At 65.2% G+C, this 16,190-nt stretch carries 12 protein-coding genes; 6 read left to right on the top strand and 6 right to left on the bottom strand.

Translation table 11 applies throughout. The annotated features are described in order from the left end of the window. Positions 1 to 12: 12 nt before the first annotated feature. Together ACWYRN_RS12515 and ACWYRN_RS12510 are read left to right on the top strand one after the other, a co-directional pair. Entirely contained in the window at positions 13 to 1,242 is a 1,230-nt protein-coding gene (locus ACWYRN_RS12515) for an efflux RND transporter periplasmic adaptor subunit (RefSeq protein ID WP_488692704.1), read from the top strand. Positions 1,243 to 1,245: 3 nt separating this feature from the next. Beyond that, positions 1,246 to 4,365, top strand: coding sequence for an efflux RND transporter permease subunit (locus tag ACWYRN_RS12510; protein WP_488692703.1), 3,120 nt, complete (start codon positions 1,246 to 1,248; stop codon positions 4,363 to 4,365). 248 nt (positions 4,366 to 4,613) lie between these two features. Here ACWYRN_RS12510 and ACWYRN_RS12505 read toward each other — a convergent pair whose 3' ends face one another. From ACWYRN_RS12505 to ACWYRN_RS12495, 3 genes are all read right to left on the bottom strand, one after another. Continuing rightward, positions 4,614 to 4,793 carry a hypothetical protein gene (locus ACWYRN_RS12505; RefSeq protein ID WP_488692702.1) on the bottom strand — a complete coding sequence of 60 codons (180 nt, stop codon included), beginning with the start codon at positions 4,791 to 4,793 and terminating at the stop codon, positions 4,614 to 4,616. Positions 4,794 to 4,885: 92 nt separating this feature from the next. Then, a complete protein-coding gene (xerD, locus tag ACWYRN_RS12500) occupies positions 4,886 to 5,788 on the bottom strand; it encodes a site-specific tyrosine recombinase XerD (protein ID WP_488692701.1) in 903 nt (300 codons plus the stop codon). Continuing rightward, complete coding sequence (locus ACWYRN_RS12495; protein WP_488692700.1) at positions 5,761 to 6,285, bottom strand: methylated-DNA--[protein]-cysteine S-methyltransferase; 525 nt, start codon at positions 6,283 to 6,285, stop codon at positions 5,761 to 5,763. Before ACWYRN_RS12495 ends, xerD begins: the two co-directional genes overlap by 28 nt. Positions 6,286 to 6,409: 124 nt before the next feature. On the opposite strand from ACWYRN_RS12495, the gene ACWYRN_RS12490 reads away from it, so the two are divergent. Next, a complete protein-coding gene (locus tag ACWYRN_RS12490; protein ID WP_488692699.1) occupies positions 6,410 to 9,304 on the top strand; it encodes an EAL domain-containing protein in 2,895 nt (964 codons plus the stop codon). Positions 9,305 to 9,769: 465 nt separating this feature from the next. Here the strand turns inward: ACWYRN_RS12490 and ACWYRN_RS12485 are convergent, their stop codons facing one another. The 3 genes from ACWYRN_RS12485 to ACWYRN_RS12475 form a co-directional block, all read right to left on the bottom strand. Then, positions 9,770 to 11,050 carry a TRAP transporter large permease gene (locus tag ACWYRN_RS12485; protein ID WP_488692698.1) on the bottom strand — a complete coding sequence of 427 codons (1,281 nt, stop codon included), beginning with the start codon at positions 11,048 to 11,050 and terminating at the stop codon, positions 9,770 to 9,772. Then, on the bottom strand, positions 11,047 to 11,616 hold the full coding sequence (locus tag ACWYRN_RS12480; protein WP_488692697.1) for a TRAP transporter small permease: 570 nt from the start codon (positions 11,614 to 11,616) through the stop codon (positions 11,047 to 11,049). Before ACWYRN_RS12480 ends, ACWYRN_RS12485 begins: the two co-directional genes overlap by 4 nt. Before the next feature lie 77 nt (positions 11,617 to 11,693). Next, positions 11,694 to 12,686, bottom strand: coding sequence for a TRAP transporter substrate-binding protein (locus tag ACWYRN_RS12475; protein WP_488692696.1), 993 nt, complete (start codon positions 12,684 to 12,686; stop codon positions 11,694 to 11,696). 125 nt (positions 12,687 to 12,811) lie between these two features. Here ACWYRN_RS12475 and ACWYRN_RS12470 point away from each other — a divergent pair, with 125 nt between their 5' ends. The 3 genes from ACWYRN_RS12470 (at position 12,812) to ACWYRN_RS12460 (ending at position 16,185) form a co-directional block, all read left to right on the top strand. Continuing rightward, positions 12,812 to 14,827, top strand: coding sequence for a PAS domain-containing sensor histidine kinase (locus ACWYRN_RS12470; RefSeq protein WP_488692695.1), 2,016 nt, complete (start codon positions 12,812 to 12,814; stop codon positions 14,825 to 14,827). A gap of 19 nt (positions 14,828 to 14,846) precedes the next feature. Beyond that, the gene (locus tag ACWYRN_RS12465; RefSeq protein WP_488692694.1) at positions 14,847 to 15,428 is read left to right on the top strand and encodes a response regulator transcription factor; all 582 of its coding nucleotides are present in this window, start codon (positions 14,847 to 14,849) and stop codon (positions 15,426 to 15,428) included. A 403-nt stretch (positions 15,429 to 15,831) separates the two neighbouring features. Beyond that, positions 15,832 to 16,185 (top strand): DUF3052 family protein, encoded by a 354-nt coding sequence (locus tag ACWYRN_RS12460; RefSeq protein WP_488692693.1) that lies wholly within the window; start codon positions 15,832 to 15,834, stop codon positions 16,183 to 16,185. The last annotated feature ends 5 nt before the right edge of the window (positions 16,186 to 16,190 follow it).

Raw genomic sequence — 16,190 nt, 5'->3', positions numbered from 1 at the left:
ACAACGGCCGCCATGAAAATCGAGACCTTGCCGCTTACGCCCGCGATCCCCCTTTCCACCAAGCGCCGCTGGCGCAAACCGGCGATCGCGCTGGCACTGGCGGCGCTTGTAGCTGGCGGCTGGTTTGCATTCCAGGGCAAATCGGCGCCACCCGCCCCTGCGCCGAAGGCCGAAGCCAAGCCCACGGTCTTCGAGCTGTCGCACAGCGACGTGGTCACGGTCGAGGCGCGCGAACTGGCGCGTCGCCTGCCGCTATCCGGTTCGCTGGCGCCGCTGGCCCAGGCCACGGTGAAATCGAAGGTCTCGGGCGTGGTGCTGGAAACCGGCCTGCGCGAAGGCATGAACGTGAGCGCCGGCCAGGTCATCGCGCGCCTGGACGACGCCGACGCGCGCGCCCGCGTGGCCCAGTACGCGGCAGCGCTGAAGGAGGCCAATGCGCGCCTGGCGCTGGCCACCAAGAACGAAGCCAACAGCCAGGCCCTGCTCAAGCAGAACTACATCTCGCAGAATTCCTTCGACACCACGCGCAACAGCGTCGAATTGGCCCAGGCGGCGGTGGACGCCGCGCGCGCCCAGCTGGATCTCGCGCGCATCGCCCTGAACGACACCGTGATCCGCGCGCCGCTGTCGGGCGTGGTCTCCAAGCGCTTCGTGCAGGCAGGCGAAAAGCTGTCGCCGGACAGCCCGGTGATGGCCATCGTCGACTTGCAGCACCTGACGCTCGACGCCCAGGTGCCGGCCTCCGACATCCCGCGCATCCAGGTCGGCCAGGACGTGCACTTCCGCGTCGACGGTTTCGATGCGCGCGACTTCACCGGCAAGGTGGCGCGCATCAATCCGGCCACCGAGGCCGGTTCGCGCGCGATGCTGGTGTATATCAGCGTGGCCAATACCGACGGGCTGCTGCGCGCCGGCATGTTCGCAAAAGGCCAGATCACCACCGACAAGTCCGAAACGCGTCCGATCGTGCCGCTGGCCGCCCTGCGCAAGGACGGCGAGCGCGACGTGGTCTACCGCGTCGCCGACGGCAAGGTCGTGGCACAGCCGGTGCAGCTCGGCATGCGCAACCAGGACGAAGGCATGGCCGAAGTCACCCACGGCATCGATGCCGGCGCCGTGCTGCTGAACGTGCCGCTCGATGGGGTGAAGCCGGGTGCGCAGGTGAAGCTGGCAGGCGCCGCGACGGCGAAACCGGATGCGAAGTCCGTTGATAAAGCCGTCGTCGTCGCGAAAAAGGACTGAGCCATGTGGATCACCAAAGTCAGCATCCGCCACCCCGTATTCGCCACCATGGTCATGGTCGGCCTGATGGTGCTCGGCCTGTTCTCCTACCGCACCCTGGGCGTGGAGAGCATGCCGAACGTCGATCTGCCGTTCGCCTGGGTCGAGACCCAGTACCCGGGCGCCTCGCCGGAACAGGTGGAAAACGACGTTACGCGGCCGATCGAGGAAGTCATCAACACCGTCAGCGGTGTGAAGACCATCCGCAGTAATTCCTGGGAAGGCCGCAGCGGCGTCTCGGTCGAGTTCCACATCGCCACCAATACCGACAAGGCGATGCAGGACTTGCGCGACAAGGTGGCGCGCGTGCGCCCCGGCTTCCCGAAAGAGGTGAAGGAACCCTTCATCATCCGCGCCGACGGCGAGAACCAGCAGCCGGTGGTGCGCCTGTCGGTGAGTTCGACCGAGCGCGACATGCGCGCCCTGTCGCTGCTGGCCGAACAGGTGATCGTCAAGCGCCTGCAAAGCGTGGCCGGCGTCGGCGAAGTGCGTACCGGCGGCGTGGCAACGCGCCAGATCCTGGTGCACGTCAAGCCCGAGCAGCTGCGCAGCCAGAACATCGGCATCGACGAAGTGCTGCGCGCGATCCAGGCCACGAATGCGAATCTCCCGGCCGGCAACCTGCAGTACGGCGCCGCCGAGCGCCTGGTGCGCGTGGAAGGCAAGATGCGCGACGCGCGCGAGTTCAACAACATCATCGTGGCGCGCCGCGCCAGCGGGCCGGTCTACCTGTCGCAGGTGGCCGAGGTAATCGACGGCGAGCGTGAAGAAACCTCGATCTCGCGCGTGAACGGCCAGCGCGCCATTTCGGTCGACATCACCAAGGTGCAGGATGCGAACACCGTGCAGGTGGGCACCGGCATCATCAAGATGGTCGAGGAAATGCGCAAGACCCTGCCCGCCGACGTCCACTTCCGCGTGATGGACGACCAGTCGACCACGGTCCAGCAGCAGCTCGACAACGTGAAACGCACCATCATCGAAGGCGCGATCCTGACGATGGTGATCGTGTTCCTGTTCCTGCATTCCTGGCGCAGTACCGTGATCACCGGCCTGACGCTGCCGATCTCGGTGCTGGCCTCGTTCATCGCGATGCGCTACTTCGGCTTCACGCTGAACTTCCTGACGCTGATGGCGCTGTCGCTGTGCATTGGCCTCTTGATCGACGATGCGATCGTCGTGCGCGAGAACATCGTGCGTCACCTGGGCATGGGCAAGTCGCACATGCGCGCCGCCGAAGACGGCACCAACGAGATCGGCCTGGCCGTGATGGCGACCACCTTTGCGATCGTCGCCGTGTTCGTGCCGATCGCCTTCATGGACGGCATCATCGGGCGCTTCTTCCTGCAGTTCGGCGTGACGGTGGCGGTGGCCGTGATGGTGTCGCTGTTCGTGAGCTTCACGCTCGACCCGATGCTGTCGTCGGTATGGCCCGACCCGGTGAAGGACCGCTTCAAGTACGTCCCGTGGCTGGGCCGCATCATGGCGCGCATCGAGCACGGCATCGAGCACGTGCACGCCTGGTACGGCAAGGCGCTGGCGCTGGCCCTGCGCTGGCGCAAATCGACCCTGGCCGTGGCGCTGGCGGTGTTCGTCGGCAGCCTGGCGCTGGTACCGATGATCGGCGGCGAGTTCGCACCAAAAACCGATAACGGCTTCATCTACATGCAGTTCAAGACACCGGTCGGCTCCAGCCTGGCCTACACGGACGCAAAGGTGAAGCAGGTCGAGGACATCCTGCGCGAGTACAAAGAAGTCGATGCGGTCAGCAGCGCCATCGGCGTCTACGAAGGCCATAACAGCGCGCAGGTCGTGCTGAAGCTGACCGACGTCAAGAAGACCGGGCGCCGCTCGCAGGAAACCATGGAATCGGTGATCCGCGAACGCCTGTCCTCGATTGCCGGCATCACGATGTCGGTCGGTAACAAGCCGATCTTCATTGCCATCCTGGGCCGCGACGAAGCCAAGCTCGATGCCGTGGCGCACAAGCTGATGGACAAGATGCGTGCGATCAAGGGCGTGGCTGACATGGAGTACAGCCAGGAAGGCGCGAACCCGGCCACCGTCATCCGCATCAACAACGAGCTGGCCAGCGACCTCGGGCTGTCGGTGCAGCAGGTGGGCGCGGCGCTGCGTCCGTTCGTGGCCGGCGACGAGATCAGCCAGTGGCTGGCGCCGGACGGCCAGAACTACCAGGTGAACGTGCAGCTGCCGCGTAGCGGCCGCCAGAAGGTGGCGGATTTGGCCGACCTGTCGCTCGCTTCCTCGCGTGTCGATGCTTCAGGCAACCCGATCATGGTGCCGCTGCGCCAGGTGGTCGAGTTCGTGCCCTCGTTCAGCCCGCAGGTGCTCAAGCGCCAGGCGCTGGAGCGGCGCGTGGCGATCTACGCCGGTGTCGAAGGCCGTCCGTCGGGCGACGTGAACGGCGACATCGACAAGGCGATGAAGGAAATCGAATTGCCGGAAGGCGTGCGCTTCGACGTCGGCGGCGATGCCCAGCAGATGGCTGAAACGATGGGCAACTTCCTGTCGGCGATCGTGATTGCGATCATCTTCATCTACCTGGTGCTGGCCTCGCAGTTCGGCAGCTTCCTGCAGCCGATCGCCATCATGATGTCGCTGCCGATGTCGCTCATCGGGGTGCTGGTGGCCCTCTTGGTGACGGGCAGCACGCTGAACGTGTTCTCGGTAATCGGCGTGGTGATGCTGATGGGGCTGGTGACCAAGAATGCGATCCTGCTAGTGGACTTTGCGAACCACGCCCAGCGCGCGGGACAGCAACAGTTTGCGGCGATCCTCGAAGCGGGCCAGGTGCGCCTGCGTCCGATCCTGATGACGACGCTGGCGATGATCTTCGGCATGCTGCCGATGGCGATCGGCGCCGGGGATGGCGGCGAAACCCAGGCGCCGATGGGGCGGGCGGTGATTGGCGGGGTGATTACCTCGACGCTGCTGACGCTGGTGGTAGTGCCGGTGGCGTACAGTTACCTCGACAATATCGGCAAGCGTGCGAAGCGATGGTTTGCCAAGGGGCATGAGGAAGTGGGCGAGGTCGTACCTGTGATCGCCAAGGAATCGGCGTAACAACCGAAGTCTGCGGCGCCGACCGTACGGTGGGCACTCTGTGCCCACGCGGAACGCGCCGCAGTGTTACCAGTGTTTGTGACGAAATGCATGCATGAAGTTAGCGGTTCCTGGGCGAACCGCTAAACGCAATCGAAGCCACGGATGTGCATTGGGACGCCGCGCATTCGCTCAAATGGCGGCGAAATAATTCAGCTAACAATGAGTCACGTTCCGCGTGGGCACAGAGTGCCCACCGTACGGAAACGTTACGACTGCTCTTGGGTTTCCGTTACCTCGGACTCTACCCCTTCCCCCGCCTCTCCCTCCGAACCTTCCGCCTTCGGACTGTTCTTCGCCTCCAGCTTGCGCTTGGCCTTTTCCTCCGCCTTGCGCTTCTTTTCCAGTTCCCGTTGCCGCTTTTCGTATTGGAAGTTGGTCCTTGCCATGATTTCCTCGTATGCAAGCTGACATGAAAGAATGGTGCCGAACCCGAACCATTATGCGCCAGTTAAGCGGCACGAACTTGACCAGTTTTGAACTAGCCCCGTGGGTGATGCCGTGCATGCAGGTGCTTCAGACGCTCGCGCGCAACATGGGTATAAATCTGTGTGGTAGAAATATCCGAATGTCCCAGCAGGAGTTGCACCACACGCAAGTCGGCGCCGTGGTTCAGCAGGTGCGTCGCAAACGCGTGGCGCAGCGTGTGCGGCGACAGGGGCGCGCGGATGCCCGCCTTCAGCGCATGCTTCTTGATGAGTATCCAGAACATCTGCCGCGTCATCGGCCCGCCGCGCCCGGTCACGAACAGGGCGTCGTCGATCTGCCCATTCAGGATGATCCCGCGCGCATCCTTCAGGTAGCGCTCGACCCAGGCCCGGGCTTCCTCGCCGAACGGCACCAGGCGCGTCTTGCTGCCCTTGCCGGTAATGCGCAGCACGCCATCGTTCAGGCTCAGTTCGACCAGTTTCAGCGCCACCAGTTCCGACACCCGCAGCCCGCTCGCATACATCAGCTCCAGCATGGTGCGTTCGCGCAGGCCCAGCGGCGTGCCCACGTCGGGCGCGTCCAGCAGCGCCTCGACCTGCTCTTCGGTGAGGGTGTGCACGAAGCGCAGCGGCTGGCGCGCCGTGGCCATCTTCACGCAGGGGTCCTCCGCCACCTGGTTGCGCCGCAGCGCCAGCTGGTAAAAGCGTTTCAGGACCGATAGCCGCCGGTTGGCCGTGCTCGGCTTGGTGTCGGCGTGGCGCTCGGCAAAGTAGGCAGCCAGGTCCCCGGGTTGCGCGCCCAGCAGGCCGCGTCCCGGGCGCTTGCTGTCCAGCCACCCCGCAAACAGGCGCAGGTCGCGCCGGTAGGCGTCGAGCGAGTTCTTCGCCAGGCCGTGTTCCAGCCACAGCGTGTCGCAGAACTCGTCGATCAGTCCCAGATCGACTGCTGCTGCCATGGCGATGCGGTGGCGCCTTCGTGGCGCAACAGCCAGCGCTTGACGGACAAATGGAAGCCGTTCTCTTCGTCGTGGCTGGCAAAGCCGCCCAGGCCGCGCGCGGCCGTCACGCGGTGGCAGGGAATGACCAGCGGGAACCAGTTGGCGCCGCAGGCCTGGCCCACCGCGCGCGGCGCCGAGCCGAGTTCCTTGGCCAGGATGCCGTAGGTGCGCACGCTGCCGCGCGGAATGGCGCTGATCGCACCCCACACGCGGCGCTGGAAATCGCTGCCCGCTTCCATCAGCGGCAAATCGAAAACGAAATCGGGATCGCGCAGGTACTGTTCGACCTGGCGCGCGGCCAGCTCGGCCGTGGCGTCCTGCGCCGCCTTGTCGCCGAAACGCGGCTCGAGGTAGACCAGTTCGCGCACGCGCTCGCCTTCGGTACGGATGCCGATGGCGCCGAACGGCGCCGGCACGATGGCGGAAAACAGCTCGCTGCCTTGGGGAGTATTCATGACGCGTAGTTTACTCCTCGCGCCCCCGCTCCACCAACTTTTTCGATCGAGCAATTTCTCGTATCTGGCGTCGGTTTATTGCAAAAACGACTATTCTAAAAACACATACCGACACCCGACGAATATGCCGCGCGTACTCCGCTTACTGGTTTTCGTTTCACTGCTTGGCTGCCTGGGCCAGGCCGGCGCCCAGGTGTCTGCGCCGCTGCGGGTCGGCGTGCCGAATAATGCACCGAACCTGTTCATCAACCAGCAGGGCCAGGCCGATGGCATCCAGATCGCCTTGCTGCGCGAGATCGCCAGCGCCGAACGCTGGACGCTGGAATTCGTGCCCTGCGAATGGACCGCCTGCGTCGACCTGCTGGCCGAGGGGCGCATCGACCTGCTGCCCGACGTCGCCTGGTCCGAAGAGCGCGCGCGCGTGTTTGCCTTCCACCGCGTGCCCGCCGTGCACAGCTGGTCGCAGGTGTATGCCCGCTCCGGCAGCGGCATCCGCGCCCTGCCCGACCTGAAGGGCAAGCGCATCGCGGTGCTGTCCAGCTCGATCCAGGCCCAGACCCTGCCCGGCATCCTGGCCGGCTACGGCGCGCCGGCCGTGCTGATGCCTTCGGCGTCGCTGGAACGCGCCTTTGTCCTGGTCGCCGATGGCGAGGCCGACGCCGTCGCCGCCAACCATTTCTTCGGCGACCACGAGGCCGTGCGCCAGGACCTGGTGGCAACCGGCGTCGTGTTCAACCCCAGCCGCGTGTACTACGCCGCCCTGCCCGGCCGCCAGCAGGCCGTGCTCGACGCCATCGACCGTCACCTGACAGCCTGGCGCGCCGATCCGAACTCGGTGTACTTCGCCACGCTGCGCCAGTGGCAGACCGATGGCGCCGTGCGCACCGTGCCCTCCAACCTGTGGTGGGCGCTGGCGGCGGCGGTCGGGCTGCTGCTGTCGAGCCTGGCGGTGGCCAGCTGGCTGCGCACCGAAGTGGCGGCGCGCACCCGCGAGCTGCGCGAGAACGAGGAAAAGCTCACCACCATCCTCGACAGCGTGGAAAGCCTCATCTACATCAAGGATACGCAGTCGCGCTACCAGTACGTGAACGGCGCCATGTGCCGCATGCTGGAGCGTCCGGCGGCGGCCATCATCGGCCAGGACGACGAAGCCCTGTTCGGCGTGGTGCAGGCACGCATGGCGCGCGCCGGCGACCATGCCGTGCTCACCGAGCACCGGCGCTACGAAGCCGAGGAGCGCCTGTTCGGAAACATCTACCTGACCACCAAGATGCCGCTGGCGCGCGACGGCGAAGTGTATGGGCTGTGCGGTGTCACCACCGACATCACGCCCAACAAGCAGGCCGAGGAATCGCTGCGCATCGCCGCCATCGTGTTCCAGTCGGGCGAAGGCATGTGCGTGCTGAATCCCGACGCCGTGATGATCGAGGCCAACGAGGCCTGGGGCATCCTGGTCGGCACGCCCGCCGCCGAGCTGCCCGGCACGACCTTCCCGCCGTTCTCGCTGGAGCACGACGGCGACGACGACCGCGAGCGCATGTGGGACATGGTGCGGCGTGGGCAGGCCTGGCAGGGCGAAGTCTGGACCCGGCGCGGCAACGGCCAGCCGTATCCGGCCTGGCTGACGGTGAGCGCGGTGCGCGACGAGGCCGGCGTACTGACCAACTTCGTCTGCACCCAGTCCGACATCAGCGACCGCAAGCAGGCCGACGAGAAGATCGTCCAGCTGGCCTTCTACGATCCGCTCACCGGCCTGCCGAACCGGCGCCTGCTCTACGAGCGGCTCGACCATTGCGTGGGCCGGCACGGGCGCAACCACCGCGTCGGCGCCCTGCTGTTCCTCGACATGGACAATTTCAAGGACCTGAACGATAGCCGCGGCCACGTGGTGGGCGACCACCTGCTGCAGCAGGTGGCGGCGCGCCTGCTGCAGTGCGCACGCGACAGCGATACCGTGGCGCGCCTGGGTGGCGACGAATTCGTGATCCTGCTGGAAGCGGTCGGCGCCAGCGAGGAAGAAGCACGCCAGCATGCCGAGACGGTCGGCCACAAGATCCTGAGCGCGCTGCGCGACCCGTTCGAGGTCGGCGGCGCCGTGCACCACGCCAGCTGCAGCATCGGCGTCACCCTGTGCGGCGGCCACGAGCAGCAGCTCGACGACCTGATGCGGCGCGGCGACCTCGCCATGTACGAAGCCAAGCGCCAGGGCCGCAACACGCTGCGCTTCTTCCACACCTCGATGGAGCAGGAAGTCACCTACCGCACCGCCATCGAGACCGAGCTGCGCGAAGCCCTGCGCGAATCGCAGTTCGTGCTGCACTACCAGGGCCAGGTCGACGGCGACGGCCTGCTGACCGGGGCCGAGGCCCTGGTGCGCTGGCAGCATCCGCACCGCGGCCTGATCGGGCCGGCCGGTTTCATTGCGATTGCAGAAACCTCGGGCCTGATCGTGCCGCTCGGGCGCTGGGTGCTGCGCACGGCCTGCGCGCAACTGGCTGCCTGGGCCATCACGCCCGGCACCGCCCACCTGACGCTGGCGGTCAATGTCAGCGTGCGCCAGTTCCTGCAGGACGATTTCGTCGAGGAGACGCTGGCCATCCTGCTCGACACCGGGGCCGACCCGACGCGCCTGAAGCTGGAGCTGACCGAAACCCTGATGATCGAAGGGGTCGAGGAAACCATCGAGAAAATGCGCGCCCTGCGCGAGCACGGCATCTGCTTCTCGCTCGACGACTTCGGCACCGGGTATTCGTCGCTGAGCTACCTGAAGCGCCTGCCGCTGGACCAGCTGAAGATCGACCAGAGCTTCGTACGCGACGTGCTGGACGACCCGAACGACGCCTCGATCGCGCGCAGCGTGGTGGCGCTGGGTAAATCGCTCGGGCTGGGAATCATTGCGGAGGGCGTGGAAACCGAGGCGCAGCGCTCGTTCCTGGCCGAGATCGGGTGCGAGAACTGGCAGGGCTTCCTGTTCAGCAGGCCGGTGGATGCGCGGACGCTGGAGGAATTGGCGGCATAGCGTTTGCGCCAGTTGCATGCGGTGCGAGCGACGCGTCACCGTACGTGTCCGCAGTGAGACGTACGTACCGCGTGGGCACGGAGTGCCCACCCTACAATGGCATCGGCCAAAGGTGCACGCATACGTACGGTGGGCACTCCGTGCCCACGCGGTTACGTGCCCATCCTTTGGCCTGCGGCCGCAAACGATCGCTCGTACGACCCGCAAACGGCCACGAAAAAACCCAAAAAAAAGCGCACCATTCGGTGCGCTCTGAATCATGGTCACGTCCCGGCCACTAGGCGTACCCGCGGCTTCTGTCGAACGTGTGTCTCCTCACATGATCTCCGGTATGGACTACCGGGTTTTTCTTCACTCCCCAAGACTTGTGTCCGGTGCATTCAGCACCACATTGGTGCCGGCAGCGCTCCATGATAACGCAACTATGTCGGCAAAAGAATATTTTTTTATAACGATATGCACCGATCAGCCGTAGACGAGGTTGGGCAGCCACAGTGAAATCGCTGGCACGTAGGTCACCAGCAACAGGAAACCCAGCATGGTCAGCAGCCAGGGCAGTACGGCCACCGTCAATTCCGAAATCCCCATCTTGGTAATCCCCGAGGCCACGTACAGGTTCAGCCCCACCGGCGGGTGGCACATGCCCACTTCCATGTTCACCACGATCAGGATGCCGAAGTGGATCGGGTCGATCCCCAGCGCCACCGCCACCGGGAACAGGATCGGCGCCATGATCAGCACGATCGACGACGGCTCCATGACGTTCCCGGCCAGCAACAGCAAGATGTTCACCACCAGCAGGAAGCTGACCACGCCCAGGCCCTGACCGGTGAGCCAGGCCGCCATCTGCTGCGGGATGTTTTCGCTGGTCATCAGGAACGAGAACAGCACCGCGTTGGTGATGATGTACAGCAGCATGGCCGACAGCGAAGCCGAGTCCAGCAGCACCCGCCCTACCTGGTCCAGGCGCAGGTCCTTGTAGACGAACACGGCGATGATGAAGGCGTACACGGCGGCGATCGCCGCAGCCTCGGTCGGCGTGAACATGCCGGTATAGATGCCGCCCATCACGATCACGATCAGGAACAGGCCCCAGGCGCTCTTGCGGAAGGCCTGCCAGCGCTCGCCCCAGCTGGCTTTCGCCATGCGCGGATAGCCGTGCTTTTTGGCCAGCACCCAGGTCGTCAGGCCCAGCAAAAAGGCCAGCATCAGCCCCGGCACCACGCCGGCCATGAACAGCTTGCCGACCGAGGTATTGGTGGTCACCGAATACATCACCATCACGATCGACGGCGGAATCAGGATGCCGAGCGCGCCGGAAGTCGTGATCACGCCGGCGCCGAAGCGCTTCGGATAGCCCTGCTTGACCATCGCCGGCAGGATGATCGAGCCGATCGCCACCACGGTCGCCGGGCTCGAACCCGACACGGCCGCAAACAGCGCGCAGGCCACCACGCCGGCCAGGGCCAGGCCGCCGTGCCAGTGCCCGACCATCGAGGTGGCAAAGCGGATCATGCGCCGCGCCACCCCGCCGTGGGTCAGGAAATTCCCGGCCAAAATGAAGAAGGGAATCGCCATGATCTCGAACTTCTCGATGCCGGTGAAGAGCTTCAGCGCCACCGATTCGATCGGCACCGTGGTCATGGTGAACAGGAAGGTGAGTACCGTCAGGCCGAGCGAGATCGAGATCGGCATCCCGGTCAGCATCAGGAGCAGCAGCAGGATGAAGATGATGGCGGCGTTCATGCGGCACCCTTCGAGATCGGCAGGTCTTCGTCGTCCAGGCCTTCGACCTGGGCCGGGTCATGGTGCGGCACTTCGCCGGTGCGGATGAAGGTCACCATCACCTGCAGGAAGCGCAAGCACATCAGGTAGGAACCGAGCGGCACCGCCAGGTAGACGATCCACATCGGCCATTCGAGGTCGGCCGAGGTCTGGTCGGTTTCCGCCATGTGCCAGACGAAGTTGGCGCCGAGGGTGCCGACAATCCCGGTGAAGACGGCGCCGGCCAGCAGACCGAAGACGATGAATATCGAACGCCAGCGCGGGTTCAGGCGATTCACGATCACGTCGACGCCGACGTGGATGCCGGTGCGCACGCCATAGGCCGCGCCGAACTTGGCCATCCACACGAACATGTAGATGCACAGTTCCTGGGCCCAGCTGGTGTTGATCTGGATGAGGTAGTCCTGCAGCGCCGGAATCGGCAGCCCGGATAGGTAGCGATGCACCACCGCGATGAAGATGACGATGGTGGCTGCCGCCATCAGGGTCGCGATGATCCATTCTTCGAGTCGATCGAGGAATTTCATGGTGTCTTTCAGGAGAACAGGCGTGCGCAGGCACGGCGCATGCCGTCCCTGCAAGCTTCACTACGCTCGATGCTGCCTTACTTCTTCGCGGTTTCGCGGGTGATCGACTGGATGAGATCCTTGCCGATCCGGCTTTCCATCTGGCGCTGCACCGGCTGCAGGGCCGTGCGCCAGGCCGCCTGTTCCTGCGGCGTCAGGTTGTAGATGGTGGTCTTGCCCGCCTTGCGGATGGCTTCCAGCGCCAGGTCGTTGTCGCGCTGGGCGATGGCTTTTTCGAAGGTGGTGGCGTCGCGCATGGCCTGCTCGAGCTGGGAGCGGATGTCGGCCGGCAGCCCGTCCCAGAACTTCTTGTTGACGATGACGGCATAGCCCAGGTAGCCGTGGTTCGACACCGTCAGGTGCTTCTGCACCTCGTGCATCTTTTGCGTGTACATGTTCGACGGCGGGTTCTCGGTGCCGTCCACCACGCCGGTCTGCAAGGCTTGGTACACTTCCGAGAAGGCCAGCACCTGCGGGTTGGCGCCGAGCGCACGCATCTGCGCGTCCAGCACCTTCGAGGACTGGATGCGCATCTTCAGGCCGCGGAAATCGCCTGGGGCATGCAGCGGTTTGTTGGCCGACATGATCTTGAAGCCGTTGTCCCAGTAGGCGAGGCCGGTGATGCCTTTCGGTTCGAGTTTCTTCAGCAGGCCCCTGCCGATCGGGCCTTCGGTAACGGCGTACAGCGCCGCCTTCGAGGGGAAGATGTACGGCAGGTCGAAGGCTTCGAATTCCTTCACGCCGAGCGGGCCGAACTTGGCCAGCGAGGGCGCCAGCATCTGCACCGCGCCCAGCTGCAGGGCTTCGAGTTCCTCCTTGTCCTTGTACAGCTGGCTGTTCGGATACACTTCGACCTTGACCCGGCCTTTCGTCAGCTTTTCGGCCTGTTCCTTGAAGCGCTCGGCGGCCTGGCCCTTCGGCGTATCGGTCGCGACCACATGGCTGAACTTGATGACGATGGGCGCCTGGGCCCAGGCGGAATTCATGGACAGGACGACGGCAAAGGCCGCGGCCAGGGCTTTGATCTGCATGGTGTCTCCTCGGTGTCTCGATTATTTTTGAACGACGGCTCGAACCATTCTGCTCTGCTGCATTTTGCATTGCATTTGTGGAATTCCACAATAACATCACTCGACGCAAACTTGTACGGTCCCGCATGAAAAATCCCATCCGCCTGCCGCGCCGCGCCAGCCTGTCCCGTCCCTGGCGCTGGCTGGTGCCGCTGCTGCTGGTGCTGCTATTCCTGGCGGTGCTGATCTGGCTGCCCTGGCAGGCGCGCCAGATGGAGGCCAACGAGCGCCAGGAGCAGCTGATCGCCGATACGCTCTGGGTCGAGCAGACCCTGCGCTTCGAGCTGGCGCGCAGCGAGGAAGCCTTGTCCGTACTCGGCGCCGACCTGCTGGCCAAGCCGCCCGCGCCCGAGCAGCTGCAGGCGCGCCTGGACCAGATGTTCAAGAACGGCCACGAGCTGCGCCGCGTGCTGTGGCTCGGGGCCGACGGCACGACCCTGGCCCACCACGGCCTGGAACTGCCGCCGGGCGGCCTGCACGCGGTCGGCGCCGAGGCCATGGAAATGGCGCGCCTGACCCGCGCCGGCCGCTACACCGAGCCCTACGGCGCCAGCGCCCACGCGCCCGGCATGATCGACTACTACCTGCCGCTGTTCCGGCGCGGCGAGTACGCCGGCGCTTTGGTGGCCACCTACAGCCTGAAGGTCCTGCTCGACGAAACCGTGCCCTGGTGGTTCGCCCAGGACAACGCCCTGGCCCTGCTCGACCGCGACGACGAGCCCGTGGCCGCGCGCGCCGACGGCGGGCCGGGACGCGGCGTCTACACCCACCGCCGCGCGCTCGACCTGCCGGGCAGCTCGATCGTGCTGGCCACCGACAGCGTGAAGGGCTCGCCGCGCCTGCTGCCGAATTTGCTGGTCGGTTCGGTGATCGTGCTGGCGCTCGGCCTGTTGATCAGCCTGATGAGCCTGTGGCGCCACATCTCGCGCACCCTGGCCGCCGAAAGCGCGCTGCGCCAGCAGATGGCCTTCCGCACCGCGATGGAAAACTCGCTGCTCACCGGCCTGCGCGCGCGTGACCTGGAGGGGCGCGTCACGTATGTGAACAAGGCCTTTTGCCAGATCGTCGGCTTGCCGGCGGAAGAACTGATCGGGAAAAAGCCGCCCATGCCCTACTGGGCGCCGGAAGCGACCACCGACTACGAAGAGCGCTTCGCCAGAATCCTGGCCGGCACCGCCACGCCGCAGTTCGAAACCGTATTCCAGCGCACCGATGGCGTGCGCGTGCCGGTGCTGGTGTTCGAGGCGCCGCTGGTCGACAGTCGCGGCAAGCAGACCGGCTGGATGAGTTCCATCCTCGACATCACCGACCGCAAGAAGGCCGAGGAACTGAACCGCCAGCAGCAGGAAAAGCTGGAAGCGAGCGCGCGCCTGGCGACCATGGGCGAAATCTCGTCGATGCTGGCGCACGAGCTGAACCAGCCGCTGGCGGCGATTTCCAGTTATACGGCCGGCGCCCTGAACGTGCTGGAACGGGCCGACAAGGGCGTGCCGGTCGAGCCCAGCCTGCTGCGGCGCGCGCTGGAGCAGGCGCGCCAGCAGGCCCAGCGCGCCGGCCAGATCATCAAGAGCGTGCACGAGTTCGTGAAGAAGAGCGAACCGCAGCGCGAGGAAGTGGCGATCAAGAGCGTGGTCGACGGCGTGCGCGCCCTGGTCGAGCTACAGGCGCGCAAGGCCTACGTGGCGCTGCAGTTCGAGCTGCCGGCCCAGCTGCCCACGGTGCTGGCCGACCGCCTGATGCTGGAACAGGTGCTGCTGAACCTCACCCGCAACGGCATCGAGGCCATGGCCGAGGTGCCGCCCGAACGGCGCTTGCTGCGCATTGCCGCCGATGCCGATGCGGCCCAGGTGTCGGTGTCGGTGATCGACAATGGCCACGGCATCCCGCCCGACGTGGCCGAGCGCCTGTTCTCGCCCTTCTTCTCGACCAAGGCCGAGGGCATGGGCATGGGCCTGTCGATCTGCCGCACGGCGATCGAATTCCACGGCGGTACGCTGACCCATGCGCCGAATCCGGGCGGCGGCACGGTGTTTACCTTCAGCCTGCCGCGCCGCGATGCGGCGGCGGCGGCATCTGCAACGGGTGCGCCTGAGCTAAAATAGTGCATTGAGGAGGTATCGCATGCTGCACATCGTCGACGACGAAGAAGTCATCCGTGACGCACTCGCCTGGCTGGCACAGTCGCGCGGGCTGGCGGCGCGCGGCTATGCGGGCGGCCAAGCCTTCCTCGACAGCGTGGGCGAACCCGACCTCGAGGGCGACTGCGTGCTGCTCGACGTGCGCATGCCCGACATGAACGGCGTGGCCGTGTTCGACCAGCTGATCGGCCGCGGGCTGCTGCCGCGCCTGCCGGTGATTTTCCTGACCGGGCATGGCGACGTGCCGATGGCGGTCGACTCGCTCAAGCGCGGGGCCTTCGATTTCTTCGAGAAGCCGTTCAACGACAACCAGCTGATGGACCGGGTCGACCAGGCCCTGGCCGCTTCGCGCGCGGCAGCGGCATCGGACCAGGTGCGCATGCGGCTGGCGACCTTGTCGGCGCGCGAGCGCGAGGTGCTGGACCTGATTTTGGCGGGGAAGATGAACAAGGTCGTCGCGGACGAACTGGGCATCAGCATGCGCACGGTGGAGGTGCACCGGGCGCATATCTTCGACAAGATGCAGGTGAAGACGGCGGTGGAGCTGGCGGGGTTGTTGAAGTAGTTTTTGCCGCGCAAAAGGTGGTTTGCAACGGGACGTGGCGCTGTTGCGTGCGCCGTTCGTGGTGTCTTGAATCCGCGTGGGCTCGAGAGCCCACCCTACAGGACACGCTGCGTATCCGGGTTGCGTATGATCTCGCTGATAACGGTGACCGTAGGGTGGGCACTGGTGCCCACGCGGATTACGCATACCAATAACCCAACACGCAACAACGCCACGTCCGCCAAGAAACCTTCCCCAACCCAGCCACAACGCCCGGTCACACCCGGCGCGCACCGGACACCCGTCCATCTTCGCCATTCCCCAATCGCTTGTAAAATCAATTTGAACGCGTCGCCCCTTCCCGCCACGCGACGCCAACTTCTTTTAGGAAAAGCAGATGAACGAAAAGACAGTTGCAGACAGGATGTTTTTGCGAAACGCGAAATCGATGCAGGTCATCAACGGCAACACCCACCCATCGGTCGTGGCGCAGTTTCCGCAAGAACTCATGCAAGAAGGCGACGGCCCCTTCGACGTGATCATGGCCTTTTGCCTGAACCGCAAGGAGCTGGAAGCGGCCGTGCCGCTGGCCAAGGAACGCCTGGGCGACAAGGGCTCGCTCTGGATTGCCTACCTGAAGCAGACCGCCTCGAAAGCCACCGACATCAACCGCGACTCCATCAGCGCCTACCTCAAGGAACAGGGCATCACTTCGGTAGCCATGATCTCGATCGACGGCGACTGGTCGGCCCTGCGCGCGAAACGCATCGAGGCATGACGCCC

This window comes from Massilia sp. BAP21, assembly GCF_057801335.1.
The sequence above is the reverse complement of the archived record's forward strand: the minus strand, read 5'-3'. Positions and strand labels throughout refer to the sequence as shown.

What these genes read in the sequence shown, in the direction of transcription:
- ACWYRN_RS12475 (WP_488692696.1), bottom strand. Translation starts at nt 12,686, where the DNA reads ATGCAGATCAAAGCCCTGGCCGCGGCCTTTGCCGTCGTCCTGTCCATG.
- ACWYRN_RS12510 (WP_488692703.1), top strand. Translation starts at nt 1,246, where the DNA reads ATGTGGATCACCAAAGTCAGCATCCGCCACCCCGTATTCGCCACCATG.
- xerD (WP_488692701.1), bottom strand. Translation starts at nt 5,788, where the DNA reads ATGGCAGCAGCAGTCGATCTGGGACTGATCGACGAGTTCTGCGACACG.
- ACWYRN_RS12490 (WP_488692699.1), top strand. Translation starts at nt 6,410, where the DNA reads ATGCCGCGCGTACTCCGCTTACTGGTTTTCGTTTCACTGCTTGGCTGC.
- ACWYRN_RS12515 (WP_488692704.1), top strand. Translation starts at nt 13, where the DNA reads ATGAAAATCGAGACCTTGCCGCTTACGCCCGCGATCCCCCTTTCCACC.
- ACWYRN_RS12470 (WP_488692695.1), top strand. Translation starts at nt 12,812, where the DNA reads ATGAAAAATCCCATCCGCCTGCCGCGCCGCGCCAGCCTGTCCCGTCCC.
- ACWYRN_RS12505 (WP_488692702.1), bottom strand. Translation starts at nt 4,793, where the DNA reads ATGGCAAGGACCAACTTCCAATACGAAAAGCGGCAACGGGAACTGGAA.
- ACWYRN_RS12495 (WP_488692700.1), bottom strand. Translation starts at nt 6,285, where the DNA reads ATGAATACTCCCCAAGGCAGCGAGCTGTTTTCCGCCATCGTGCCGGCG.
- ACWYRN_RS12480 (WP_488692697.1), bottom strand. Translation starts at nt 11,616, where the DNA reads ATGAAATTCCTCGATCGACTCGAAGAATGGATCATCGCGACCCTGATG.
- ACWYRN_RS12485 (WP_488692698.1), bottom strand. Translation starts at nt 11,050, where the DNA reads ATGAACGCCGCCATCATCTTCATCCTGCTGCTGCTCCTGATGCTGACC.
- ACWYRN_RS12465 (WP_488692694.1), top strand. Translation starts at nt 14,847, where the DNA reads ATGCTGCACATCGTCGACGACGAAGAAGTCATCCGTGACGCACTCGCC.
- ACWYRN_RS12460 (WP_488692693.1), top strand. Translation starts at nt 15,832, where the DNA reads ATGTTTTTGCGAAACGCGAAATCGATGCAGGTCATCAACGGCAACACC.